Origin of the sequence: Stenotrophomonas sp. ATs4 (genome assembly GCF_051861585.1) — a bacterium.
Classification (GTDB): Bacteria; Pseudomonadota; Gammaproteobacteria; order Xanthomonadales; family Xanthomonadaceae; genus Stenotrophomonas; species Stenotrophomonas maltophilia_AS.
On record NZ_JBLYPK010000008.1, the window covers coordinates 134,479 to 157,237 of the forward strand.

The window sequence follows — 22,759 nt, forward strand, 5'->3', positions numbered from 1 at the left end:
CGCCGCCACTCAGGCCGGCTCCTCGCCACCGTCCTTGCGCTGCGGGCTGCGTGAGTGCGAATCGCGTACCTGTTGATCGCGCTGCCCCGGCCGCTGCTTGGCCACATCGTCCTGCTTCTGGTCCTGGCGGCTTTCCTGGATACCCTGCTTCAGATCGCCCTGGTCGTTGTCGCGCTCACTCATCGAACACTCCTTCGCCGGTGGAGTCCGACGTCGGCTCCACGCTAGAGCGCATCGGGTAAGCCGCAGGTCAGTCCGGCGCGAACACCGTGTGCAGCCGGCCCGCCTCAGGCTTCCACGCAGCTGCGCACGCTGAACATGCGGCCGCATGCACTGCACGGCGCCCGCCCGAAAGCCAGCCCCAGCAGCCGCACGGCTTCGTGATCGCCATCGTGCAGGGCCTGCTGCAGCAACCACTGCTCCGCCAAGTTCACCGGCGCTCCCGCCTGCAGCGGGGTGCGAGCCGCGGGCGGCCCGTGAACCGGGTCCTCGTGGCACAGATAGGGAGCCTCCTGGTCGAACTCGGCATACAGATCGGCACCGCAGCCGTCGCACTCGCCGACCAGCTCGCCTTCCTCCAACCGATCCAGATGCAGTGACCACGCTTTCTCGCCCTTCAACCCGAGCCAGGCCTGACGCAGCGCGCGCCGTGCACCCAGCCACTCATCCTCGTCTGTCACCGGCAGGCTCAAGCGGGCCTCCACCGCTTCGATTAATGCCTCGATCGTGGTCGAACATGGCCGCAGCCCCGGATCGTCCAGCACCGAGCCAGCCACGATGGCCCCGGCCAGCAGCAGGGGACCATCCGCATCGAAGCGATCCGGCTGCCGGGCAATCCCCAGCAACACCGGCAGCGCCGCATGGCTGGCCGGATACACCGTGCCCTGGTGGCATAGATGGGACCACAGTTCCCCCCAGTCCTGCTGGTGCGCCGCATCCTGCAGGGCGACCATCAACTGACCGGCTTCACCTGCGTGGCCGTACGCCGCCTGCAATGCAGACCAGTCGATATCGCGCGCATTCGCGGTGTGGAGCGGGGCCATGCACGATCCTGATCATCAACGGTCGTGCAAAGCATGCTCCATCTTGCCATCGGCAACCAGCGCCCCTGGTTTGCCGCGAGGCATGCGTCGTGCCCAGAATCTACGGCAACATGCCTACCGGTTACGCCATGCCCTCTTCTGCCCAGCACGCAGCCCACGTCGTGCCGATGCTCCTCAATGCGAGCGACGGCAGCATCCAGCTCGGCAACCTGCCGACGTTGATCAGCCCCACCCTCTCACTGGAGGAGGCACGCATCGCCTTCGTCACGCTGATGCATGGCGAGCGCGATGTCGGCACCGGCTATCATTGGCTCAGCCTGCACCGGCTCAGTCTGGGCGGTGCGCCCGCTGGCATCAGCCTGTGCTTCCACGGGCAACAGCTGGACATGGTGACGATGGGTGTCAGTCTGCCCGGTGCGACGCTGGAAGACGGCTGGCCGACCCAGGCGGCCATCGACGTCGAAGTCGCCTTCATGAAGCGCACGCTCAGCGCGGCGCTGGGGCGCAAGCTGGCCGGCGGCCACGCCCGCTTCGACTGGGGCGAGGCCTGGGCCCGTTTCGATCCGAAGGGCTTCATGGCCAGCAGCGGCATCTGCTACCGGCCACGTCGGTGACCCCGCTCAGGTACGGGTGATCGACACCCCGCCCTCCACGCGCATCGCGGTACCGGTAACGAAACTGCTTTCATCGCTGGCCAGGAACAACGCCGCATTGGCGATCTCCTCCGGCTCGGCCAAGCGCTTGAGCGCATGCAGCGAGCGCACGAAGTCACGTGCATCACCGGTGGGCGCCGCCTGCCGGCCCATCTCGGTATCGGTACCACCGGGCAGCAGCACATTGCTGCGCACGCCGCGCGCACCGTACTCGGCGGCAATCACCTGGCTCAGGCCGATCAACCCGGCCTTGCTCGACGCATAGGCGGCCATGCCCGGGAATCCCACGGTATGGCCGACGAAGGTGCCGACAAACACCAGCGAGCCACCACCGCGCGCCAACAGCGCCGGCAACTGCGCACGCGCCGCATGGAAGGCCGCATCGAGGTTGGTGGTCATCACCTCACGCCAGGCGTCCACCGGGAACTCCGCCGCCGGCACGCCCGGACCGAGCATGCCGGCATTGTTGAAGGCGATGTCCAGGCCGCCGAATGCTTGCTGGGCCAGTTCCACCAGTGCCGGTGCCGTGGCCGGATCGGCCACGTCGGCCGCATGCACCACCACCTCTCCGCCAGCAACACGGATCTGCTCGGCCAGTTCGTGCAGCGGCTGCGACCGACGTGCATTGAGCACCAGCTTCGCCCCTTCGGCGGCAAAGCGCAGCGCGCTGGCGCGGCCAATGCCGGCGCTGGCACCGGTGATGAGAGCGATTTTGTTATTCAGGCGCATGGTCGCTGTTCCAGCTATGGAGTAGCCACCACGATGCCTTGCACCTGAACCGCCGACACTCCGTTTCCGGGCCCCGCGTACAGGTGCAGGAAACGGAGTTTCCACCTCCCCCGCACGTGCCAGAATCGCGCCATGGACAGCACTGCCACCACCGTCATCGATGCCCGCATTGAACGGGTCTGCCGCCACCTGCAGACCAGCCTTGACGAGCCTACGCTGCAGGAGCTGGCGGACATTGCCGGCTGCAGCCCGACCCGGCTGCACCGGCTGTTCAAGCTGGCCACCGGATTGACCCCGAAGCAGTACGCTGCGGCCCTGCGCGCCGACCGCCTGCGCACCGGGCTTCAGCAGCAGGAACGCATCACCGACGCCTTCCACGATGCCGGCTTCGGCTCCAGCGGGCGCTTCTACGAGAACGCACCGAAGTTGCTGGGCATGACGCCGAAGCAATGGCGTGCCGGTGGTCGCGGCGAAGTCATCCACTTCGCGCTTGCCCAGAGCTCGCTGGGCAGCGTGCTGGTGGCCAGCAGTGCCACCGGCGTGGTCGCGATCCTGCTCGGCGACGATCCGGAGTCGCTGCTGCAGTCACTGCAGCAACGCTTCCGCCAGGCCGAGCTGGTGGGTGCCGACAGCGGCTATGAGCAGCTGGTGGCACAGGTGGTCGGCCTGGTCGAGGATCCCTTGCGGGGCGCCACCTTGCCACTGGATATCCGCGGCACCGCCTTCCAGCAGCGGGTGTGGCAGGCACTGCAGCAGATCCCGCTTGGACAGACGGCATCGTATGCGGATATTGCCGCACGCATCGGCGCTCCCCGCTCAAGCCGTGCCGTAGCACGCGCATGCGCCAGCAACCCGCTGGCGGTGGCAGTGCCCTGCCACCGGGTCGTACGCCGCGACGGTGACCTGTCCGGCTACGCCTGGGGCGTTGCGCGCAAGCTCGAACTGCTGCGCCGGGAAAAGGCCTCGACTGCCTGAAGTGGGTGCCGACCTTGGTCGGCACGCCCAGCTTCTGGTAGGTGCCGACCTTGGTCGGCACACCGCCAAGCCCTCAATCCAGCTTCACCACCAGCTTGCCGAAGTTGCGCCCCTGCAACAGCCCGAAGAACGCCTCCGGCGCATTCTCCAGCCCTTCCACCACATCCTCGCGGTACTGGATGCGCCCACCGCGCAGCCACTGCGGCATCTCGCGTTCAAAGTCCGGCCACAGATGGTTGAAGTCGTGAACGATGAAGCCGCGCACGGTCAGGCGCTGGCGCAGGATCTGGCTGAACAGTGCCGGCAAGCGGTCCGGGCCAGGCTGCTCGACGCCGCGCTCGTTGTAGGTGGCAATGGTTCCGCACACCGGAATGCGGGCGAAGTCGTTGAGCAGCGGCAGCACTGCATCCAGCACGTGCCCGCCCACGTTTTCGAAATACACGTCGATACCCGCGGGAACCGCTGCGCGCAGCTGCCCGGCGAAATCAGCAGCGCGATGATCCAGTGCGACATCCACGCCCAATGTCTGCAGGTAAGCGCGCTTGGCTTCGCCACCGGCGATGGCGACCACGCGCGCACCCTGCAGCTTGGCCAGCTGGGCCACGGTCGCGCCGACCGGCCCGGTCGCCGCGGCCACCACCAGTGTCTCGCCTGGCTTCAGGCGGGCGATTTCATGCAGGCTGGAATAGGCGGTGAAGCCGGGCATGCCATACACGCCCAGCGCCGTACTCAGCGGCAGCCCGGCCGGATCCAGCCGACGTCCCAGTGCCTTGGCCGGCAGTACCGCGTGGGTCTGCCAGCCACCCGGCGCCAACACCAGCTCACCTGCGGCCACGCCCTCGGCATTGGACTGCAGCACCTCGGCCACGGTCTGGCCTTCCATCACCGCCCCCACTGCCACCGGCGCAGCGTACGACGGGCCCTCGTCCATGCGTCCACGCATGTACGGGTCCAGCGACAGGTAGCGGTTACGCAGCAGCACCTGGCCATCTGCCAGTGCCGGCAGCGCGGCCTGCTCCAGGCGGAAGTTGGCTGCACTCGGCGCGCCCTGCGGGCGCGACGCCAGCACGATGCGGGAGGTGGTCGAGGAATCGGACATGCCAGGTCTCTGCTGTTGCCAGCATCAGGAAAGGACTGCCGACACTACGCCGCGGCGATCCCCGATGGCGGCCACGAAAACAGCGTTCCATTGCCCGGACCCGCGCGGGTCCGGCGCAGCCCTTGCCTTTGCAGCTTTGGCGATCTCGGCGACCTGCTGATTTCCATCGCAGACGATGATCGACTGGCCCCTCCCTGCCCCACAACAGAGGATCAAGCACTTGCGAGGGCGTAGACGGCAATGTGAAGATTTTTTGCCAGAATGCTTGCCGAAGGCCGCGGACCTCCGTAATATACGCGTCCTTGGCAGCGACCTCGCTGCAACGAAATACGTGGCCGAGTAGCTCAGTTGGTAGAGCAGGGGATTGAAAATCCCCGTGTCGGCGGTTCGATTCCGTCTTCGGCCACCACTTTCGAAGGCCTGCAGAAATGCGGGTCTTTTTTTTCCGGAAACCGGGTTTGATCACGGTTGCCGCACAATTTGGCCGAGTAGCTCAGTTGGTAGAGCAGGGGATTGAAAATCCCCGTGTCGGCGGTTCGATTCCGTCTTCGGCCACCATCTTCAGAGACCTGCAGAAATGCAGGTCTTTTTTTTGGCTGCGGCCTGCCATCCACGCATGGCGTGGATCTAGCACTGACGCCCTCCGCCATCCACGCACGGCATGGATCTAGCACTGATGCCTTCAGCCATCCACGCATGGCGTGGATACATGCCAGCCCACCGCTGCCTGGTTGACGAAACATTTACATCGCCGCGCGCCGTGCCACCTACGCTCCAGACTCCTGCCTGGAGCCTGCCGATGCATCTGCGCCCCGCCCTGCTCGCCTGCCTGCTGCTGGCCGCGCTGCCGGTGATCGCCGCCGAGCCGGTGCGCGCGGTCGACACACTGGATATCGACCGTTACGCCGGCCAGTGGCACGAGATCGCACATCTTCCGGTGTCGTTCCAGAAGCAGTGCGTCGGCGAGATCACCGCCAACTATGGGCTGCGCCGCGATGGCCGCATCAGCGTCACCAATGCCTGCCGCAACGGTGACGGCGAACGCGTAGTGGCCGAAGGCGTGGCACGCCCGGTGGCCGGCCACCCCGGGCAACTACAGGTGCGCTTCGTTCCCGACTGGCTGAGCTGGGTGCCCCTGGTCTGGGCCGACTACTGGGTGCTGGCACTGGACCCGGACTACCAGTGGGCATTGGTCGGCGAACCCGATCGGAAATACCTGTGGATCCTTTCGCGCCTACCGGAAATGGATCGCAGCCGGTTCGAACAATTGAAAGCCAAAGCTGAAGCGATGGGCTACGACCTCAAGCCGCTGCGCCTGATGGCCCCGCTGCGCGACACTCCCGCCGACTGAACCGCCCCGCATCCGGCGCACCACACGCGCCCGATCCAGCGCCACGCACGCCCGGCCGCCATCTTCACGCGCTACCCTCTGCGATGGGTCGCCACAGGCGATCCAAACGACCATACGCCGTAGTATGCTTATCCAACGCACCCCTCCAGAGGACTTGCGCCCATGCTCCACCGCTTCCGTACCGCCTTGATCGTCCTGTGCACCCTCGCCCTTGTTGCCTGCAACAACGGCATCGTCAAGCGTGTTTCGGAACCGGCGGCCAGCCTGCAGCAGTTGACCGTGCGTGCCGACGGCAACTGGACCGTAGCCCTGCGCCTGCAGAACTACAGCTCAATGCCGATGACCTTCGATGACGTCACCCTGGCCCTGACCGTCGGCGACACTGAAGCCGGCACCCTGCAGGCCAAGCCGGGCATCTCCATCGGCGGCACCTCCGCCGACGTCATCAATGTCGACCTCGTGCCCAGTTCGGCCGCGCGCCTGGTGGTGGCCGACGCGCTGGCCGGCAACCGCACCCTGGCCTACGGCCTGAAGGGAACGGTGGCAGCCACGCCGCAGGAAAAGAAGCAGCGCAGCTTCGACATCAGCAGCCGCAGCACTCTCAACCAGGCGCCGGGCCTGCCGGGTGTGTTGCGCTGATCCCCGCCTTCCACTGTGGCGCCCCGCGCCACGCCCCCTGTCCCTGATCAAATCGAGACGCACCGATGAGCAGCTATACCGCCCCGCTTTCCGACCTCCGTTTTGGCCTGCATGACGTGCTCAAGGTCGAACCCCTGTTCGCCCGCCTGGGTTTCACCGACGCCACCGCCGACGTGGTCGATGCCGTGCTGGAAGAAGCCGGGCGCTTCAGCGCCACCGTGCTGGCCCCGCTCAACAGCGTCGGCGACGAGATCGGCTGCGTGCTTGATCAGGCCAGCGGTGAAGTAACCACGCCGCCCGGCTTCAAGCAGGCTTACGACCAGTTCGTCGATGGCGGCTGGACCGGCCTGACCGCCTCGCCGGAGCTGGGCGGCCAGGGCCTGCCGCACACCCTGGGCGTGCCGCTCAACGAAATGATCAACGCCGCCAATCTGGCGTGGGGCAACTTCCCGCTGCTCTCGCACGGTGCCATTGAAGCGCTGAAGCAGCACGGTGAGGCCTGGCAGCACGAGGCGTTCCTGAAGCCGCTGATCGAGGGCCGCTGGACCGGCACCATGTGCCTGACCGAACCGCACTGCGGCACCGACCTGGGCCTGCTCAAGACCAAGGCCGAGCCGAATGCCGACGGCAGCTATTCGATCACCGGCACCAAGATCTTCATTACCGCCGGCGAGCACGACCTGACCGGCAACATCGTGCACTTGGTGCTGGCCAAGCTGCCTGACGCGCCCCCGGGCGCCAAGGGCATCTCGCTGTTTGTCACCCCCAAGTTCAAGGTCGACCGCGACGGCAATGTCGGTGAGCGCAATGCGCTGCGCTGCGGCTCCATCGAACACAAGATGGGCATCAAGGGTTCGGTCACCTGCGTGATGAACTTCGATGGTGCGCAGGGTTATCTGGTCGGCCAGCCGCACAAGGGCCTGCAGGCGATGTTCACCATGATGAACACCGCGCGCCTGGGCGTCGGCCTGCAGGGCATCGGCCTGTCCGAGCGTGCCTACCAGAACGCGCTCAAGTACAGCCGTGAGCGACTGCAATCGCGCGCCCTGAGCGGTGCCAAGCTCCCGGACAAGCCGGCCGACCCGATCCTGGTGCACCCGGACGTGCGCCGCATGCTGCTGACCATCAAGTCGCTGGTGGAAGGCAGCCGCCTGCTGGCCCTGCACGCGGCCACCCTGATCGACGTTGCCCACCACGCAGAAGATGCCGGCGAGCGTGAGCGCGCCGATACCCTGGTGAGCTTCCTGACCCCGATTTCCAAGGCCTGCCAGACCGAATGGGGCATCGAGAACACCTACAACGCACTGCAGTGCTTCGGCGGCCACGGCTACATCCGCGAACACGGCATGGAACAGCTTGCCCGCGATGCGCGCATCACCACGCTGTATGAAGGCACCACCGGCATCCAGGCGCTGGACCTGATCGGCCGCAAGACTGCGTCCAGCCAAGGCGCCGGCCTGAAGCTGATGCTGGCCGAGATCGAAGCCTTCGCCAAAGCCAATGAAGGCAACGAAAGCCTGGCCGAGTTCATCGGCCCGCTGCGCGCCAAGGCCGCCGAGTGGGGCAAGCTGACGATGGACGTGCTGCAGCGTTCGGCCGCCAACCCGGACGAACTGGGCGCAGCCAGCTACGACTACCTGTTCTATTCGGGTTACGTGGTGCTGGCCTACTGGTGGGCGCGCAGCGTGGCCGCCGCCGATGCCAGCGCGCACGGCGCAGCATTCGCTCAGGGCAAGCGCGAGACCGCACGGTTCTACTTCACCCGCGTGCTGCCGCGCACCCTCAGCCACGCCGCCGCCATCCAGGCCGGTGCCGCCCCGCTGATGGCAATGGACGACGAACGCTTCGGCGCCTGAGCCATCCCGCCAGTAGATCCACGCCATGCGTGGATGAGGGGTCAGAGCCCTTTCCTGCGGAAAGGGATCCGACCCCGATCTGGCAACCGCGCGACCATCCATCTGGAGAAAAGCCCCCCTTTGTTAAGGGGGGCGCACCGACAGGTGCGGGGGATAGGAGGAATGCGCGGACCTGAATCTTGCGATTTGGGTATCGCCCTCCAGGCGATACCCAAATCGCAATGATTCAGGTATAAGCTGTTCTCCCGATGGAGACAGACACTACACGCTTGGGTCTGATCGAAGCCGGAGCCCCGATTTCTGCTCCGGGCGCCGAAGCATCGCCCAACGCCACGACGCTGCATCGCCCCGGTTCGGTCCGGCTGCTCTCGCTTGATGCCCACGGACGCGTACTGGACTGGATCACCTGGCAGGATGCCGCCTGCCTCTATGCCCGCGAAGCGGTGGCCTGGACCCTCGGCGATCCCTGCCTGCATATCCACGGCGGCATCAACCGCTTCAGCGGCCTGCAGAGCGGCATGGACCTGCACCCGATCATCGCCGCCCGCGGCCACGCCCGCTCCCGCGCGATCGACCCCACGCCGAACCTGACCAACCCGGCCCTGTTCGCCCGCGACGCCCACCTGTGCATGTACTGCGGCCAGCAGTTCGGCCGCCCCACACTCACCCGCGACCACGTCATGCCATTGTCCAAGGGCGGCCTGGATTGCTGGGAAAACGTGGTCACTGCCTGCTTCCACTGCAACTCGCGCAAGAGCGACCGCACCCCACAACAGGCCGGCATGCCACTGCTGGCGGTGCCCTACCGGCCCAGCTGGATCGAGCATCTGATCCTGTCCAACCGCAACATCCTGGCCGACCAGATGGCCTTCCTGAAGGCGCAATTGCCCAAGCGGTCAAAACTGAGCACCTGAATCGCCGAAAATGCAACCCTCACCGTCCTGTCACGGGCGGCGGCGTTTGCTTGCCCCACCCCCGTTTGAGGGCGAAAATGGGCGTTCAGAACAAGTGCGAACATGATGATCGACTCTGCCCGCTATCCCCGCCTCGCGCGCATCCAGACACCGGATGACCTGCGCACGTTCGACGAATCCGAATTGACGGCGGTCGCCGATGAACTGCGCGCCTACCTGATTGAATCGGTAGGCAAGAGCGGCGGCCACTTCGCCGCCGGCCTGGGCGTGATCGAACTCACCGTGGCCCTGCACTACCTGTACCAGACCCCGGTCGATCAACTGGTCTGGGACGTTGGTCACCAGACCTACCCGCACAAGATCCTCACCGGTCGCCGCGACGAGATCCACACCGTCAAGCAGAAGGACGGCGTTGCGCCGTTCCCCAAGCGCGAAGAAAGCGAGTACGACACCTTCGGCGTCGGCCACTCTTCCACCTCGATCTCGGCCGCGCTCGGCATGGCCATCGCCCGCCAGTCCGAAGGCGACGACCGCAAGGTCGTGGCGGTGATCGGTGACGGCGCGATGACTGCAGGCATGGCGTTCGAGGCGCTGATGCACGCCGGCGGCATGGAGCCCGAGCCGAACCTGCTGGTGATCCTCAACGACAACAACATGTCGATCTCCGAAGCGGTTGGCGGCCTGACCAAGATGCTCGGCCGCGCCACCGGCAGCCGCACGCTCAACGCACTGCGCGAGGGCGGCAAGAAGATCCTGGGCGACAAGAAGAACAATCCCGCGCGCTTCGTGAAGCGCTGGGAAGAGCACTGGAAGGGCATGTTCGTGCCCTCCACGATGTTCGAGGAAATGGGCTTCCACTACACCGGTCCAATCGACGGCCACGACCTGCCGGCGCTGCTGTCCGCATTGAAGACGCTGCGCGCCTCCAAGGGTCCGAAACTGCTGCACGTGATGACCACCAAGGGCAAGGGCTACGAGCCGGCCGAAGGCGACCAGATCGGTTACCACGCGGTGGGCCCGTTCGATCCGGACAAGGGCCTGGTGGCCAAGGCCGGCGCCAAGAAGCCGACCTTCACCGATGTATTCAGCGACTGGCTGTGCGATGCCGCCGCCGCAGAACCGCGCCTGTACGGCATCACTCCGGCGATGCGCGAAGGCTCCGGCCTGGTGCGTTTCAGCAAGGAATACCCGCAGCGCTATTTCGATGTGGCGATTGCCGAGCAGCACGCAGTCACTCTCGCCGCCGGCATGGCCACCCAGGGCGGCAAGCCGGTGGTGGCGATCTATTCCACCTTCCTGCAGCGTGCGTACGACCAGCTGGTGCATGACGTGGCCATCCAGGACCTGGACGTGCTGTTCGCGATCGACCGCGCTGGCGTGGTCGGCCCCGACGGCGCGACCCACGCCGGCAACCTCGACCTGAGCTTCCTGCGCTGCGTGCCGAACCTGGTGGTGATGGCACCGTCCAACGAAGCCGAGTGCCGGCAGATGCTCAGCACCGGTCTGCAGCACCCGGGCCCGGCCGCCGTGCGCTACCCGCGTGGTACCGGCACCGGCGTTGCTGCCGGTACCGACCTGTCCACCCTGCCGATCGGCAAGGGCGAGCTGCGCCTGCAGGGCAGCCGCGTCGCACTGCTGGCCTTTGGCAGTACCGTGGCCGCGGCCGAACAGGTCGGCCGCGAACTGGGCCTGAGCGTGGTCAACATGCGCTTCATCAAGCCACTGGACCGCGAACTGGTGGTGGCCGTGGCCGCGCAGCACGAAGGTCTGGTGACGATCGAAGACAACGTGGTGGCCGGCGGTGCCGGTTCCGGCGTCGGTGAGCTGCTAAACGCCGAAGGCGTGCTGCGCCCGATCCTGCACCTGGGCCTGCCCGACAGCTACCAGCACCACGCCAGCCGCGAGGATCTGCTGGCCGAGGCGGGTATCGATGCAGCCGGCATCCGTGCGGCAGTGCTCAAGCGCTGGCCGCAGTTGGCAACAGGGACCCCGCCGCTCAGCGCGGCGGGCTGAGGCCGATCATCACTCCGTGGATCCACGCATGGCGTGGATCTACTGTGGGACAGAGACGGATCCACGTCACGCGTGGAATCAGATGCAAAGTAGATCCACGCCATGCGTGGATGCAGATGCAAAGTAGATTCACGCCATGCGTGGATGCAGATGCAAAGCAGAGCCACGCCATGCGTGGAATCAGATGCAAAGTAGAGCCACGCCATGCGTGGAATCAGATGCAAAGTAGAGCCACGCCATGCGTGGAATCAGATGCAAAGTAGAGCCACGCCATGCGTGGATGCAGATGCAAAGTAGATCCACGACATGCGTGGATAGCGGGCTCCGGAAAAATGATCTGGCCGGGAACCCCAACCCTCAGCCGTAGCTGACCGCCTCTACGAACGCACCACTGGCCTCCACGCGCACCGCAGCGCGCTGCCCGGTATCGACAAAGTGCAGGCGTGCGAGGGTTTCGGCGAAGTCGTAGGCGCGGGCGCCATCGCGGAACTCGATCGGCTCGGGCCTGTCCGGGTGCAGCACGCGCCATTGGCGCTGTTCGCATTGCAGGCGGATCAACATGCGGCTCACTCCTTGAGGCAGCGTATCGACGTTGGCGGTACGACCGCACCGGTTACGGCGCGGATTGTCGTTGCAATTCAGGAACGCCCGAGGGCGCCCTGATCGCAGAAGATACGTTGTTCAAAATGTGATCTGTATCAGATTATTCTGATTTTCGCGGGAGTTCGCTCAGTTCACCTGGAACTGGCCCCGGCAGCCGTCGCTGACCCAGATGCCGCGACGGTCCCAACCCCAGGTCTGGCCTTCGATGCAGGCGCTGCGCGAATCCTGGCGGACCATGCGCACGCCACGGCGGATACGGGCTTCGCAATACTCCTGGCGGTGGCCATTGGAATGACAGGTGACGACTTCACCACCGCCCCAACCGTTCCCATTGCCATTGCCCCACCCGCCGCCATTGCCCCAACCACCACCGCGGCGGTATTCGCCGACAAACTCGGCCCGGCAGCCCCGGGTGACCCAGACCCCGTAGCGGGACTGCCCCCAGGTCTCACCCTCGACACACGGCGAACCCGACAATTGGCGGATCATCCGCGCCCGACCTTCCAAGCGGCACTCGTTGCTGCGGTTCTTGATCGATTCGCAGCGCACGATGCCACTGCCTTCGCGACCGCCATAGCGGTCATCGTCATAACCGTAGCCATAGCTCTGCGCCTGTGCGCCACCCGCGGCGGCCAGCATCGGCAACAGGGTGCAGGCCAGGGTGCGCCAGGGGAGTGCCTTGCCCATCGATGTCTCCAGATGAATACGATGGCGCAAGCATCAGTGATTCCCACCGCGTCGCACAGGGGTCGCGCAACGGCGGTTTTTTCCCCATTCAAACAACTCAACCGTCGCTGACCGAAGCACCGTGGGCAGCGTCTCATCCCACGATGAGCGCATCCACGGCGTTGCCAAGCGCCTCGACCCGCACCCGGCTGGGCTGGCCGGTACGCCGGTGGTGCTCCAGGGCCAGTGCAGCGGCCGCGTCGAACGCGTCGGCACCGCGCGCATAGTGGGAGGCGTCATGCGCGTGCGGGTCCAGCACGGACCAGTGCTGCGGGTTGCATCGGACAGTAAAGACCATGGAAGACTCCTGAGGGTCGAAGGTTCATCGGCAGGTCGCCCCGCCAGCACCCCTTCAGGCTAGCCATCGGCTCAGGAATGGCCTATCAGATTTGTACGAAAATGCCTCGGCATCTGGTCGGCAGCTCCCCCGCCCTCACATCGCTGAGCTCGTTTAGCGAATTTATTTCGTGATCCTTGTCACGGAGTCAACCCGGCTTCACACTATCGTCACCAACAGGGGCCCCTTCCACATGCGCACCTTCTTTTTCCAGCAGCGGTCAACGCTTCTGAAGTTCTACTTCGTGGCCAGCTATGTTGTGCTGATCGAGGAACTGATCCGCGCCGTCGTGTTCTGAGTGCTTGCTGCCGAGTTATTTGCGGCAGACACTGTCGCTTTAGGCACGGATCCAGCCCAATGAAGGCGTTTCTTCTGATTCCCGCCCTGATGCTCCTGGCCGCTTGCGCCAGCCAGGACAAGGCGGCTGCGCGCGCTGACGCGGCAGCGGCAGCAGCTGCGCCGGCCACCCCGATAGTGGGCGGTGATCGCGACGCCCACGGCTGCATCGGCTCGGCCGGCTACCAGTGGTGCGAGCACAGCCAGCGTTGCGAACGCCCCTGGGAACTGGCGCAGGCACAGGGCCTGGCCAATACCGCCGAGGCCATCGATGCCTACTGCGCGAAGCCGGCCAGCCCGGCCCGCAAGTGAGCGGCTGGCACCATGGCTGAGCTGAGCCCACTACCAACCCTCGCACCGGGCCGCTACCGCCATTTCAAGGGCGGCGACTACGAGGTGATCGATATCGTCCGCAGCAGCGAGACCCTGGAACCGCTGGTGCTGTATCGCGCCCTCTATGGCCAGGGCGGCCTGTGGGTACGGCCGTACCCGATGTTCGTTGAACAGGTCCCCGGCGAACACGGGCCGCAACCACGTTTTGCGCGGATCTACGGTTGATGGGATGCTGCCGGCCGCGGCCGGCGGCCCTGCGCCGCATCACGCCTGCGCTACAATCGTACCGTCCAGTCGGTTTCTTTCCATCATGTCCGCATCCCCCTCCCGCTCGCGCCGCAAGGCGCCCGACAGCGTGCGCCAGTCACTGTTGCAGGCCACCATTGCAGTGATCGGCCGTGATGGCCTCGCCGCGTTGACCGTGCAGGACGTCGCCCACGCCGCCGGGGTCAGCAAGGGCGCGCTGTTCCACCACTTCAGCAGCAAGCAGGCGCTGGTCGATGAGGCCATCGGCGCACTCATCGGCGACTTCGAAGCACGCGTGCGCGCCCTGCTGCTGGAAAACGCCCCCGGCCATGGCTGCTTCAGTCGTGCCTATGTGCAGGCCAACTTCGAGCACCTGCTGCAGCAGGAAGAAGACAACGACATCGGCCTGACCCTGGGCAATCTGATGGAGCCGGCCCTGCTCGCGCACTGGCGTACCTGGAAGCGCGCGATGCTGGCTGAATTCCCTGACGAAGCCAATGATGCACGGCTGTATGCCGCGCGCTGTGCCGCCGACGGGTACTGGGCCACCGCCTATGGTCGGCCGCTGGACGAAGAGGAACGCCTCAACGCGCTGGCCATGGCCGAGCAGGCCCTGAAGCTGTGCGACCCGTTGTGAGCCGGAGCCTGTGATGAGCCCCTACGTCTATCTCGCTGCCGCGATCGTGCTGGAAGTGATCGCCACCTCGCTGTTGAAGGCGTCCGATGGCATGAGCCGGCTGGCGCCGACACTCGGGGCACTGGTGGGCTACGGCCTGTGCTTCTACCTGCTGTCGGTGACGATGAAGTCGATACCGACCGGCATCGCCTATGCGATCTGGTCAGGCGTCGGCATCGTGCTGATCTCGCTGATCGGGCTGGTGGTCTTCAAGCAGCGCCTTGATGCTCCGGCGCTGATCGGCATCGGGCTGATCTGCGCAGGCGTGCTGGTGATCAACCTGTTCTCGCACAGCAGCGCACATTGAGCACGCTGCTGCGCGATCAACGCTAGCTGACCTTCTTGGCCACGGTCATGCCGAGCAGGAACAGCACCACCGCGATGATGATGCCGGCCCAGAACAGGAACTTGGCGATGCCGACCGCTGCACCGGCGATGCCGCCGAAGCCGAGCACGCCTGCGATGACGCCGATGATGGCGAAGATGATGGCCCACTTGATCATGTCAAACCTTTCCCCACGGGGACTGCGTACTGGATGATCAGGCTAGGCCGAGGCCGATGCGGCAGTCGTGAACAGGCCGCGTGCGCGGCGTGAATCAGCGCGGGCGGAAGCGCAGCAGCGCCACGGCGAAGGCCAGGAACACACTGCCCACCAGCCGCTCGAACCAGCGCCGTGCGAAGGGCCTGGCCAACCAGCGGCGCAGGCCATGGCCACCAGCGGCATACATCACATACCAGAACAGTTCGCAGGCAGCGAAGGTGGTGACCAGCACGCTGTACTGCAACGCCTGGCCGCGCGCGGGATCGACGAACTGGGGCAGGAACGCCGCAGCAAACAGCAGCAGCTTGGGGTTGCTGAGGCCCACCAGAAGGCCGCCACGGAACACCGTCCACGCACCGTGCACAGGTGTCGTCGGCAGGGCGGTATCGGTCGTCACCGGCGGTGCGGGCCGGCAGCTGTCGCGCCACGCCTTCAGGCCCAGCCACGCCAGATAGGCCACGCCCAGGTAGCGCAGCACGTCGAACAGCATCGGCGAGGAATGCAGCAGCGCGCTCAAGCCGGCGGCGGACGCAGCCAGCACCAGCAACATTGCCAGCAGGCAACCGGCCATCGCCGGCACGCTGCCGCGGAAACCCAGGCCCACGCTGCGGCCAAGGATGTGCAGCATGTTCGGGCCAGGTGTACCGCACAACACGAAGACCGTGGCCAGGAACCACCACCAGGTATGCAGGGCCATTTCTTCAATTGCTCCAGGAAACCCCGCCAGCTTAAGCGGTTGCCACCACCAGCGGCACATACAGCGCGGCGTGGATATGACGGTCACAGATGGTACCTGCGGTGCCTGCCCCTCCCATCTGTGCTGCAATGGCATGTCCTCGCACGGAACCCGGCATGAAGACCCTTGGCCTGATCGGCGGCATGAGCTGGGAAAGCTCGGCTCAGTACTACCGGCTCATCAACGAAGAAGTACGCCATCGCCTCGGTGGCGCGCATTCGGCGCAGCTGCTGTTGTGGTCGGTGGACTTTGCCGGCATCAAGCAGCTGCAGCACGACGGCGACTGGGATGCACTGGGCGGGCACATGGTCGATGCCGCCCAGCGGCTGCAGGCCGGCGGTGCAGATCTGCTGCTGATCTGCACCAACACGATGCACAAGCTGACCGACCGTATCGAGGCCGCCTGCGCATTGCCGCTGCTGCATATCGCCGACCCCACCGCCCAGGCCATCGTGCAGTCGGGCGCACGCAGGATCGGCCTGCTCGGCACCGCCTTCACCATGGAGCAGGACTTCTACCGCGGCCGGCTGCAGGATCGCTTCGGCCTGGAGGTACTGGTACCCGATGCCGATGATCGTCGCAGCGTGCACGACATCATCTACCAGGAACTGATTGCCGGCGTGATCTGCGAGCGCTCGCGGCAGGTCTACGCCGACGTGATCGCGCGCCTGGTCGGACGCGGTGCCGAGGCGATCATCCTCGGTTGCACCGAGATCATGCTGCTGGTGCGGCCGGAAGACAGCGCAGTGCCGCTGTTCGATACCACTGCCCTGCATGCGCTGGCAGCCGTGGACGCTGCGCTGGCGTGAATCGATGCGCGCCGGCGCGCGGAATCAGTCCGCGCCCTGCACTTCCAGCGCGGTGATCAGCCACTCGACCACCGCCGTTGAATCGCACAGGAAGAAGATGGCATCGCCGGAACGCGCTTCGGTAAGCAGGCGATAGACGGTAATCGCCACCGCCGACTGGTTGGCGATGAACACTTCCGGGCTGCGCGGCCCTTCACTGTGGCCGGCAACCGCGTGCAGCGCTTTGCGCGCGGCCACGGTGGCAGCCGGGTCCGCGCTGCGGGTCAGTTCCGGCCCGCGCAGGCCCCAGGCGATGAACACATGCTTGCCCTTGAACGTGGTGTCCAGGACCCGCACCTCGGCGCCGCCTGCGTCGGCCGAGCGATGAATGACGGTACTGCTGATCAACGCAACCCCCTGTGGTCGTCGTGGTCCGCGCATCGTCCCCCACAGGCCGCCCACATGCCAGTGGCAACAGCCACAGGCTGTGCCGACAGGCGTGGGGAACCTGTAAGAAGGTGTAAACCGATGCGATCGGATGTGCAGCGATGATACGGGATGTAAGCCTCTGCATGGGCCCGCGCGCACTACTAAACCCCTACTGAGCCACCTTCGGAACGAAGCGTTCCGGCAGCCTCGGGCTGGGCCATTCTTGCCGCCCGACCCCACCCGAGCCTGCACATGACCCACCGCCTGCTGCTGACGATCACCAGCACCTCCCTCGCCCTGTTGCTGGCCGCCACCACGGTAGCCGCACAGGATTACGACGCCGATCACATTCCGGCGCTGCGCTGCGAATCGCAGTTCAACAAGACCCAGCAATGCCCCATCGATGGCCGCATGCGCCTGGCCAGGCAGCTGTCGGTGACCCGTTGCGTGCAGGACCAGAACTGGGGCCAGAGCCGGGGCATGCTGTGGGTAACCGACGGCTGCCGCGCCGAGTTCGTCGCCGACGAACACGGCCGCTGGCCGGGACGTGGCCGAGGCCGTGATCGCGACAACGAGGGCGAACGCCTGGTCTGCGAGTCCTACGAGAACAAGGACAAGGAGTGCCGCGTTCGCGTGCGCCACAAGGTACGTCTGGTCAAGCAGAAGTCGGTGACGACCTGCATCGAGGACCGCAACTGGGGCTGGGACCGCCGTGGCGTGTGGGTCAGCGACGGCTGCCGCGCCGAGTTCCGTGTGTATTGAGTGCCGAGAACGCACTGGCTTCAGCGAGTGCGGGTACGACTGCCGCAGAGCCGATAGACTGGGCCCTGCTGCCAGGAGCCCGACCATGCCCGCTTCATCCGCGTTGCGCGTCCGCGAAGCGACGCCAACCGATGCCCCTGCACTGATCGCACTCGACAGCGTGGCGGCAATCGACCGTCGCCGGGCAGAACAGATTGGCCAGTGGCTGGCGCAGGGCAGCGTGCATGTTGCCGAGCAGGACCGCGACGTCGTCGGCTACCTGGTGATCCATCACCACTTCTTCGGCGAAGCCTTCGTCGAGATGCTGATGGTGGCGCGTGAGCGGCGCGGCCAGGGTATCGGCGCCACTCTGCTGCGGCACGCAATCGCGTGGCACGGTGGCGGCAAGCTGTTCACCTCGACCAATGCCTCCAACCTCGGCATGCAGCGCCTGCTTGCTGCCAACGGCTTCGTGGGCAGCGGCATTGTGCATGGGCTGGACGAGGGCGATCCGGAACTGATCTATCGCTTCGCTGAAGATTGATCATCGGCATCTTCAGCGCGCACAAAAAAGCCCACGCATTGCTGCGCAGGCTTCTTGATTCATCACAGTGGTCGGGACGGCCGGATTCGAACCGACGACCCTCTGCCCCCCAGGCAGATGCGCTACCAGGCTGCGCTACGCCCCGACTGATGCTGCGATGTGCCCGCCAGTGCGGCGGGCCGTGAAGTATAGCGGATTACGATGGAAATGGGATCAGCGGCGCAACAACTGCAGCACTTCTTCCAGCTCCATGCGCACCTGCTTGATGATCTGGTTGCTCAGCGCCGATTCCTCGCGGGCATCGGGACCGTCCAGACGCAGGCGTGCACCACCGATGGTGTAGCCCTGTTCGTACAGCAGGCTGCGGATCTGCCGCACCATCAGCACGTCATGGCGCTGGTAGTAGCGGCGGTTGCCTCGGCGCTTGGCCGGCTCAAGGCTGGGAAACTCGGTTTCCCAGTAGCGCAGGACGTGCGGCTTGACGTCGCACAGCTCGCTGACTTCACCGATGGTGAAGTAGCGCTTGGCCGGGATCGGCGGTAGTTCGCGGTTACTGCCCGGATCCAGCATAAGCTTCCACCCTCTCCTTGAGCTTCTGGCCCGGACGGAAGGTGACCACCGTACGGGCGGAAATCGGAATTTCCTCGCCGGTCTTGGGGTTGCGACCCGGGCGCTGGTTCTTGCGCCGCAGATCGAAATTACCGAAGCCCGACAGCTTCACCTGACGTCCCTGTTCCAATGCTTCACGCAGCACATCGAAAAACGCGTCGACGAATTCCTTGGCTTCCCGCTTGTTCAGACCGACTTCGTCGAACAGCTTTTCCGCCATCTCCGCCTTGGTCAATGCCATTGCCTGCTACCCCCGAGTGCTGCCCGCTCAGCCGCGGATCCGGGCGTGGTGTTCACGCTCGATGGCGGTGACCGCCTCGGCCACCACCGCATCCACGTCGCGGTCCGTCAGAGTGCGCGACTTGTCCTGCAAAATCAAGCCCATAGCGAGACTCTTGAATCCCGGCTCGACGCCCTGGCCGACATAGCGGTCGAACAGGTTCAGGTCGCGCAGCAGCGGACCGGCGGCCTGGCGGACGGTGGCCGCCAGATCGGCCCAGGCCACCTGTTCAGGCACCAGGAACGCGAGGTCGCGACGCACCGCCGGGAAGCGCGACAGCTCGCCGGCACGCGGCAGGCGACGGGCGGTCAGCGGCTCCAGGTCCAGCTCGAAGGCGTAGACGTCGGCTTCAATGTCCATCGCCCTGGTCAGGCGCGGGTGGATCTGGCCGATCCAGCCGATCGACACGCCATCGCGGAACACCTCGGCCGAACGCGCCGGGTGGCCGTAGGCGCGGGCCGACGGACGGAACTCCAGCTGCGCGCCACTGGCGGCCGCCAGCGATTCCAGGTCGCCCTTCAGGTCATGGAAATCGACCTTGCGGGTCGGCAGGCCCCACTGCACCGCCTGCGCATCGCCGCACACCGCAGCGGCCACGCGCGGGGTTTCCAGCGGTGCCGGCCGGCTTTCGCCGGGCGACGCGTCTCCGGCCTGCTGGGCGAACACGCGGCCGAGCTCGAACAGGCGCACGCGGCCCAACTGGCGGGCCGCGTTGCGGCCCAGCGTGGCGACCAGGCCCGGGAGCAGCGACGGGCGCATCACCGCCAGTTCGGCCGACAGCGGGTTGGCCAGCGGCACCAGGCCGTCGCGCAGCTGCCACTGGGTCAGCAGTGCGTCGTCGACGAAGGCGAAATTGACGGTTTCCTGCTGGTCACGGGCGATCAGCTGACGGCGCACGCTCAGTGCATCCAGCTGCGTCTCGCTCGGCATCGCCACGCGCGAGGCACCGCCCGGCAGCGTGGTCGGGATCTGCTCGTAGCCATGGATGCGGGCCAACTCTTCGATCAGGTCTTCTTCGATGGCGATGTCGAAGCGGCGGCTCGGCGCTACCACCTGCCAGCCGTCGGCGGTGACAACCACGTCCATGCCCAGCGCGCGCAGGATGCGCTCGACTTCGGCATCGTCGATGGTGATGCCGAGCACACGGGTGATGCGGGTGCGGCGCAGCACGATCGTCGCCGGCTGCGGCAGGTCGTCGGCACGCACGGCCTCGGTGACCGGCGCCGGGGTACCGCCGGCCAGGTCCAGCACCAGGCGGGCGGCGTACTCGATGGCGGTTCGCGGCAGCGCCGGGTCGACACCACGCTCGAAGCGGTGGCCGGCATCTGTGTGCAGGCCCAGCTTGCGGCCTCGGCCCATGATCGCGGCCGGGGCGAAGTGCGCGGCTTCCAGGAACACGGTGGTGGTGGCGTCGGTGACGCGGGTGTCGAAGCCGCCCATCAGGCCGGCCAGGCCGACCGCACGATCGGCGTCGGTGACCACCAGGAAGCTGTCGTCCAGCGCAGCATCGCGGCCGTCCAGCAGCTTCAGCGTCTCGCCCGCGCGCGAACGGCGCACGGCGATGCTGCCCTGCAGGGTGCCGAGGTCGTAGGCGTGCATCGGCTGGCCCAGTTCCAGCATCACGTACTGGGTGATGTCGACCAGCAGCGAGACCGGACGCACGCCACTGCGACGCAGGCGCTCGGCCATCCACAGCGGGGTCTTGGCAGCAGCGTTGACGCCTTCGATGACGCGGCCCAGGTAACGCGGCGCTTCGGCGCCGGCATCAAGCTGGATGGCCAGCTCACGGCTGCCGACCGCCGGAATGGCGTCGGCCGCGAAATCCAGTACTTCACTGCGGGTCGCGGCGGCAACGTCATAGGCGATGCCGCGCAGGCTGAAGCAGTCGGCGCGGTTCGGGGTCAACTTGATTTCGATGCTGGCGTCCGGCAGGCCCAGGTACTCGACCAGAGTCTGGCCAACGGGAGCATCGTCTGGCAGCTCCAGCAGGCCGGAGGCATCGTCGTCCAAGCCGAGTTCCTTGGCCGAGCACAGCATGCCGTTGGATTCGACGCCGCGCAGCTTGGCCGGCTTGATCTTCAGTTCGCCGATCTGCGCACCGACCATCGCCAGCGGTGCAACCAGGCCCGGGCGCGCGTTCGGTGCGCCGCAGACGATCTGCAGCAGCTCGCCCTGCCCGGCATCAACCCTGCACACCTGCAGGCGATCGGCTTCCGGGTGGCGCACGGCCTCGACGATGCGTGCCACGACGACGTGATCGAGACCTTCGCCCAGCGCGGTCACCTCTTCCACTTCCAGGCCGATCGCGGTCAGCACCGCGCTCAGTTCATCGCGCGAAGCGCGGGTCGGGACGTGGCTGCGCAGCCAGTTTTCGGAGAATTTCATGGTGTCACCCTGGTGGGAGGCGTGCCTCCCGTTGCGGTTTTTGTGGTCACCCAGCGCATGCGCAAGGAGGCGTCCATCCAGAAAAGCAGCCGAGCATGGCTCGGCTCTACACGGTTGCGGCTTACGCGAACTGTTTCAGGAACCGCACGTCGTTCTCGAAGAACGCGCGCAGGTCGTTGACGCCGTAGCGCAGCATCGCGAAGCGCTCCACGCCCATGCCGAAGGCAAACCCGGTGTAGCGCTCCGGATCGATGCCAACGTTGCGCAGTACGTTCGGATGAACCATGCCGCAGCCCAGCACTTCCAACCAGCGGGTGCTGCCATCGGGCTGCTGCCAGGCGATGTCCACCTCTGCGCCGGGCTCAACGAACGGGAAGTAGCTGGGACGGAAGCGCATCTCGAAATCGCGCTCGAAGAAGGCGCGCACGAACTCGGCCAGCGTGCCCTTCAGGTCGGCGAAGGTCGAATGCTCGTCGACCAGCAGGCCTTCGACCTGATGGAACATCGGCGAATGGGTCTGGTCGCTGTCGCTGCGGTACACCTTGCCGGCGGCGATCATGCGCAGCGGCGGCGCGTGGTCGCCCATGTAGCGCACCTGCACACCGGAGGTATGCGTGCGCAGCAGGCGGCCATCGCCGAAGTAGAAGGTGTCGTGCATGGCGCGCGCCGGGTGGTGCGGCGGGAAATTCAGCGCCTCGAAGTTGTGCCAGTCATCCTCGATCTCCGGCCCTTCCGACAGCTCATAGCCCAGCCGGCCGAAGATGCCGGTGATGCGCTCCAGAGTGCGGGTGATCGGATGCAGGCCAGCGCGCTCGCCATTGCGACCCGGCAGGGTGATGTCGATCGATTCGGCCGTCAGGCGCGCATCCAGTGCGGCATCTTCCAGCACCGCCTTGCGCTCGCCCAGTGCATGACTTACTGCATCGCGGGCCTGGTTGATGGCTTCACCGGCAGCCTTGCGCTCGTCAGCCGGCAACGCGCCGAGCTGCTTGAGCTGCGAGGTGATGCTGCCGCTCTTGCCAAGCAGGGCCACGCGCAGCTGTTCCAGCACGTCGGGGCTCTGTGCGGCGGCCACATCGGCCAGCGCCTGGGTGGTGAGGGATTGGATGTCGCTCATGGGGGGCCGGAACTCCAGTCGATCTGCCATCGCGATGCGCGAAGGGCCGACCCCTGTCG

28 protein-coding genes and 3 tRNA genes are annotated in these 22,759 nt (G+C 66.1%); 16 read left to right on the forward strand and 15 right to left on the reverse strand.

Annotated elements, in window-relative coordinates; translation table 11 throughout:
* Positions 1-9 precede the first annotated feature (9 nt).
* Together ABR323_RS15480 and ABR323_RS15485 are read right to left on the reverse strand one after the other, a co-directional pair.
* On the reverse strand, positions 10-183 hold the full coding sequence (locus ABR323_RS15480) for a hypothetical protein (RefSeq protein ID WP_439449951.1): 174 nt from the start codon (positions 181-183) through the stop codon (positions 10-12).
* Between the two features lie 104 nt (positions 184-287).
* Positions 288-1,043, reverse strand: a complete 756-nt coding sequence (locus ABR323_RS15485; RefSeq protein WP_439449952.1) for a hypothetical protein — start codon at positions 1,041-1,043, stop codon at positions 288-290.
* A 128-nt stretch (positions 1,044-1,171) separates the two neighbouring features.
* Between ABR323_RS15485 and ABR323_RS15490 the strand changes: the two genes are divergently transcribed.
* Positions 1,172-1,657, forward strand: coding sequence for a hypothetical protein (locus tag ABR323_RS15490; RefSeq protein ID WP_439449953.1), 486 nt, complete (start codon positions 1,172-1,174; stop codon positions 1,655-1,657).
* A gap of 6 nt (positions 1,658-1,663) precedes the next feature.
* Here ABR323_RS15490 and ABR323_RS15495 read toward each other — a convergent pair whose 3' ends face one another.
* On the reverse strand, positions 1,664-2,425 hold the full coding sequence (locus ABR323_RS15495) for an SDR family oxidoreductase (RefSeq protein ID WP_439449954.1): 762 nt from the start codon (positions 2,423-2,425) through the stop codon (positions 1,664-1,666).
* 132 nt (positions 2,426-2,557) lie between these two features.
* Here ABR323_RS15495 and ABR323_RS15500 point away from each other — a divergent pair, with 132 nt between their 5' ends.
* Entirely contained in the window at positions 2,558-3,400 is an 843-nt protein-coding gene (locus ABR323_RS15500) for a bifunctional transcriptional activator/DNA repair enzyme AdaA (protein WP_439449955.1), read from the forward strand.
* A 73-nt stretch (positions 3,401-3,473) separates the two neighbouring features.
* On the opposite strand, the gene ABR323_RS15505 is transcribed toward ABR323_RS15500, so the two are convergent.
* Positions 3,474-4,499: an NADP-dependent oxidoreductase gene (locus tag ABR323_RS15505; RefSeq protein WP_135274551.1), complete on the reverse strand. Its 1,026-nt coding sequence runs from the start codon at positions 4,497-4,499 to the stop codon at positions 3,474-3,476.
* Positions 4,500-4,832: 333 nt separating this feature from the next.
* Here ABR323_RS15505 and ABR323_RS15510 point away from each other — a divergent pair.
* The 7 genes from ABR323_RS15510 (at position 4,833) to dxs (ending at position 11,272) form a co-directional block, all read left to right on the forward strand.
* Positions 4,833-4,908 (forward strand) — tRNA-Phe (locus ABR323_RS15510).
* A gap of 73 nt (positions 4,909-4,981) precedes the next feature.
* Positions 4,982-5,057 (forward strand) — tRNA-Phe (locus ABR323_RS15515).
* 241 nt (positions 5,058-5,298) lie between these two features.
* Positions 5,299-5,850 (forward strand): lipocalin family protein, encoded by a 552-nt coding sequence (locus tag ABR323_RS15520; protein ID WP_439449956.1) that lies wholly within the window; start codon positions 5,299-5,301, stop codon positions 5,848-5,850.
* Positions 5,851-6,012: 162 nt separating this feature from the next.
* Positions 6,013-6,489, forward strand: a complete 477-nt coding sequence (locus tag ABR323_RS15525) for an LEA type 2 family protein (protein WP_135274553.1) — start codon at positions 6,013-6,015, stop codon at positions 6,487-6,489.
* A gap of 65 nt (positions 6,490-6,554) precedes the next feature.
* Entirely contained in the window at positions 6,555-8,345 is a 1,791-nt protein-coding gene (locus ABR323_RS15530) for an acyl-CoA dehydrogenase C-terminal domain-containing protein (RefSeq protein WP_439449957.1), read from the forward strand.
* Positions 8,346-8,593: 248 nt separating this feature from the next.
* Positions 8,594-9,259 (forward strand): HNH endonuclease, encoded by a 666-nt coding sequence (locus tag ABR323_RS15535; protein ID WP_006380400.1) that lies wholly within the window; start codon positions 8,594-8,596, stop codon positions 9,257-9,259.
* A gap of 105 nt (positions 9,260-9,364) precedes the next feature.
* Positions 9,365-11,272 carry a 1-deoxy-D-xylulose-5-phosphate synthase gene (dxs, locus tag ABR323_RS15540; protein ID WP_439450016.1) on the forward strand — a complete coding sequence of 636 codons (1,908 nt, stop codon included), beginning with the start codon at positions 9,365-9,367 and terminating at the stop codon, positions 11,270-11,272.
* Between the two features lie 357 nt (positions 11,273-11,629).
* On the opposite strand, the gene ABR323_RS15545 is transcribed toward dxs, so the two are convergent.
* The 3 genes from ABR323_RS15545 to ABR323_RS15555 form a co-directional block, all read right to left on the reverse strand.
* On the reverse strand, positions 11,630-11,833 hold the full coding sequence (locus tag ABR323_RS15545; protein ID WP_005417823.1) for a hypothetical protein: 204 nt from the start codon (positions 11,831-11,833) through the stop codon (positions 11,630-11,632).
* 168 nt (positions 11,834-12,001) lie between these two features.
* Positions 12,002-12,562: a DUF3011 domain-containing protein gene (locus tag ABR323_RS15550; protein WP_439449958.1), complete on the reverse strand. Its 561-nt coding sequence runs from the start codon at positions 12,560-12,562 to the stop codon at positions 12,002-12,004.
* 133 nt (positions 12,563-12,695) lie between these two features.
* Complete coding sequence (locus ABR323_RS15555) at positions 12,696-12,899, reverse strand: hypothetical protein (protein ID WP_135274557.1); 204 nt, start codon at positions 12,897-12,899, stop codon at positions 12,696-12,698.
* A 396-nt stretch (positions 12,900-13,295) separates the two neighbouring features.
* On the opposite strand from ABR323_RS15555, the gene ABR323_RS15560 reads away from it, so the two are divergent.
* The 4 genes from ABR323_RS15560 (at position 13,296) to ABR323_RS15575 (ending at position 14,836) form a co-directional block, all read left to right on the forward strand.
* Complete coding sequence (locus tag ABR323_RS15560; protein ID WP_439449959.1) at positions 13,296-13,586, forward strand: hypothetical protein; 291 nt, start codon at positions 13,296-13,298, stop codon at positions 13,584-13,586.
* Between the two features lie 12 nt (positions 13,587-13,598).
* Positions 13,599-13,832, forward strand: a complete 234-nt coding sequence (locus tag ABR323_RS15565; RefSeq protein WP_439449960.1) for a DUF1653 domain-containing protein — start codon at positions 13,599-13,601, stop codon at positions 13,830-13,832.
* 85 nt (positions 13,833-13,917) lie between these two features.
* On the forward strand, positions 13,918-14,490 hold the full coding sequence (locus ABR323_RS15570; protein ID WP_439449961.1) for a TetR/AcrR family transcriptional regulator: 573 nt from the start codon (positions 13,918-13,920) through the stop codon (positions 14,488-14,490).
* 13 nt (positions 14,491-14,503) lie between these two features.
* On the forward strand, positions 14,504-14,836 hold the full coding sequence (locus ABR323_RS15575; RefSeq protein WP_135274561.1) for an SMR family transporter: 333 nt from the start codon (positions 14,504-14,506) through the stop codon (positions 14,834-14,836).
* A gap of 22 nt (positions 14,837-14,858) precedes the next feature.
* Here the strand turns inward: ABR323_RS15575 and ABR323_RS15580 are convergent, their stop codons facing one another.
* A complete protein-coding gene (locus ABR323_RS15580; protein WP_006380555.1) occupies positions 14,859-15,032 on the reverse strand; it encodes a DUF1328 domain-containing protein in 174 nt (57 codons plus the stop codon).
* Positions 15,033-15,126: 94 nt separating this feature from the next.
* Positions 15,127-15,768, reverse strand: a complete 642-nt coding sequence (locus ABR323_RS15585; protein WP_439449962.1) for a LysE family translocator — start codon at positions 15,766-15,768, stop codon at positions 15,127-15,129.
* Between the two features lie 155 nt (positions 15,769-15,923).
* Between ABR323_RS15585 and ABR323_RS15590 the strand changes: the two genes are divergently transcribed.
* On the forward strand, positions 15,924-16,616 hold the full coding sequence (locus ABR323_RS15590; protein WP_439449963.1) for an aspartate/glutamate racemase family protein: 693 nt from the start codon (positions 15,924-15,926) through the stop codon (positions 16,614-16,616).
* Positions 16,617-16,640: 24 nt separating this feature from the next.
* On the opposite strand, the gene ABR323_RS15595 is transcribed toward ABR323_RS15590, so the two are convergent.
* On the reverse strand, positions 16,641-17,036 hold the full coding sequence (locus ABR323_RS15595; protein ID WP_439449964.1) for a hypothetical protein: 396 nt from the start codon (positions 17,034-17,036) through the stop codon (positions 16,641-16,643).
* A 240-nt stretch (positions 17,037-17,276) separates the two neighbouring features.
* On the opposite strand from ABR323_RS15595, the gene ABR323_RS15600 reads away from it, so the two are divergent.
* Positions 17,277-17,786, forward strand: coding sequence for a DUF3011 domain-containing protein (locus ABR323_RS15600; RefSeq protein WP_439449965.1), 510 nt, complete (start codon positions 17,277-17,279; stop codon positions 17,784-17,786).
* Positions 17,787-17,871: 85 nt separating this feature from the next.
* Positions 17,872-18,309, forward strand: coding sequence for a GNAT family N-acetyltransferase (locus ABR323_RS15605; protein ID WP_439449966.1), 438 nt, complete (start codon positions 17,872-17,874; stop codon positions 18,307-18,309).
* A gap of 68 nt (positions 18,310-18,377) precedes the next feature.
* Here ABR323_RS15605 and ABR323_RS15610 read toward each other — a convergent pair.
* The 5 genes from ABR323_RS15610 to ABR323_RS15630 form a co-directional block, all read right to left on the reverse strand.
* Positions 18,378-18,454: transfer RNA gene (locus ABR323_RS15610), tRNA-Pro, on the reverse strand.
* A gap of 68 nt (positions 18,455-18,522) precedes the next feature.
* Positions 18,523-18,879: a MerR family transcriptional regulator gene (locus ABR323_RS15615; RefSeq protein ID WP_005410431.1), complete on the reverse strand. Its 357-nt coding sequence runs from the start codon at positions 18,877-18,879 to the stop codon at positions 18,523-18,525.
* Complete coding sequence (locus ABR323_RS15620; protein WP_005410432.1) at positions 18,860-19,159, reverse strand: integration host factor subunit alpha; 300 nt, start codon at positions 19,157-19,159, stop codon at positions 18,860-18,862. Before ABR323_RS15620 ends, ABR323_RS15615 begins: the two co-directional genes overlap by 20 nt.
* A gap of 27 nt (positions 19,160-19,186) precedes the next feature.
* Positions 19,187-21,583, reverse strand: coding sequence for a phenylalanine--tRNA ligase subunit beta (gene pheT, locus ABR323_RS15625; RefSeq protein ID WP_439449967.1), 2,397 nt, complete (start codon positions 21,581-21,583; stop codon positions 19,187-19,189).
* A gap of 121 nt (positions 21,584-21,704) precedes the next feature.
* Positions 21,705-22,700 carry a phenylalanine--tRNA ligase subunit alpha gene (locus tag ABR323_RS15630; protein WP_135274569.1) on the reverse strand — a complete coding sequence of 332 codons (996 nt, stop codon included), beginning with the start codon at positions 22,698-22,700 and terminating at the stop codon, positions 21,705-21,707.
* Between the last annotated feature and the right edge of the window lie 59 nt (positions 22,701-22,759).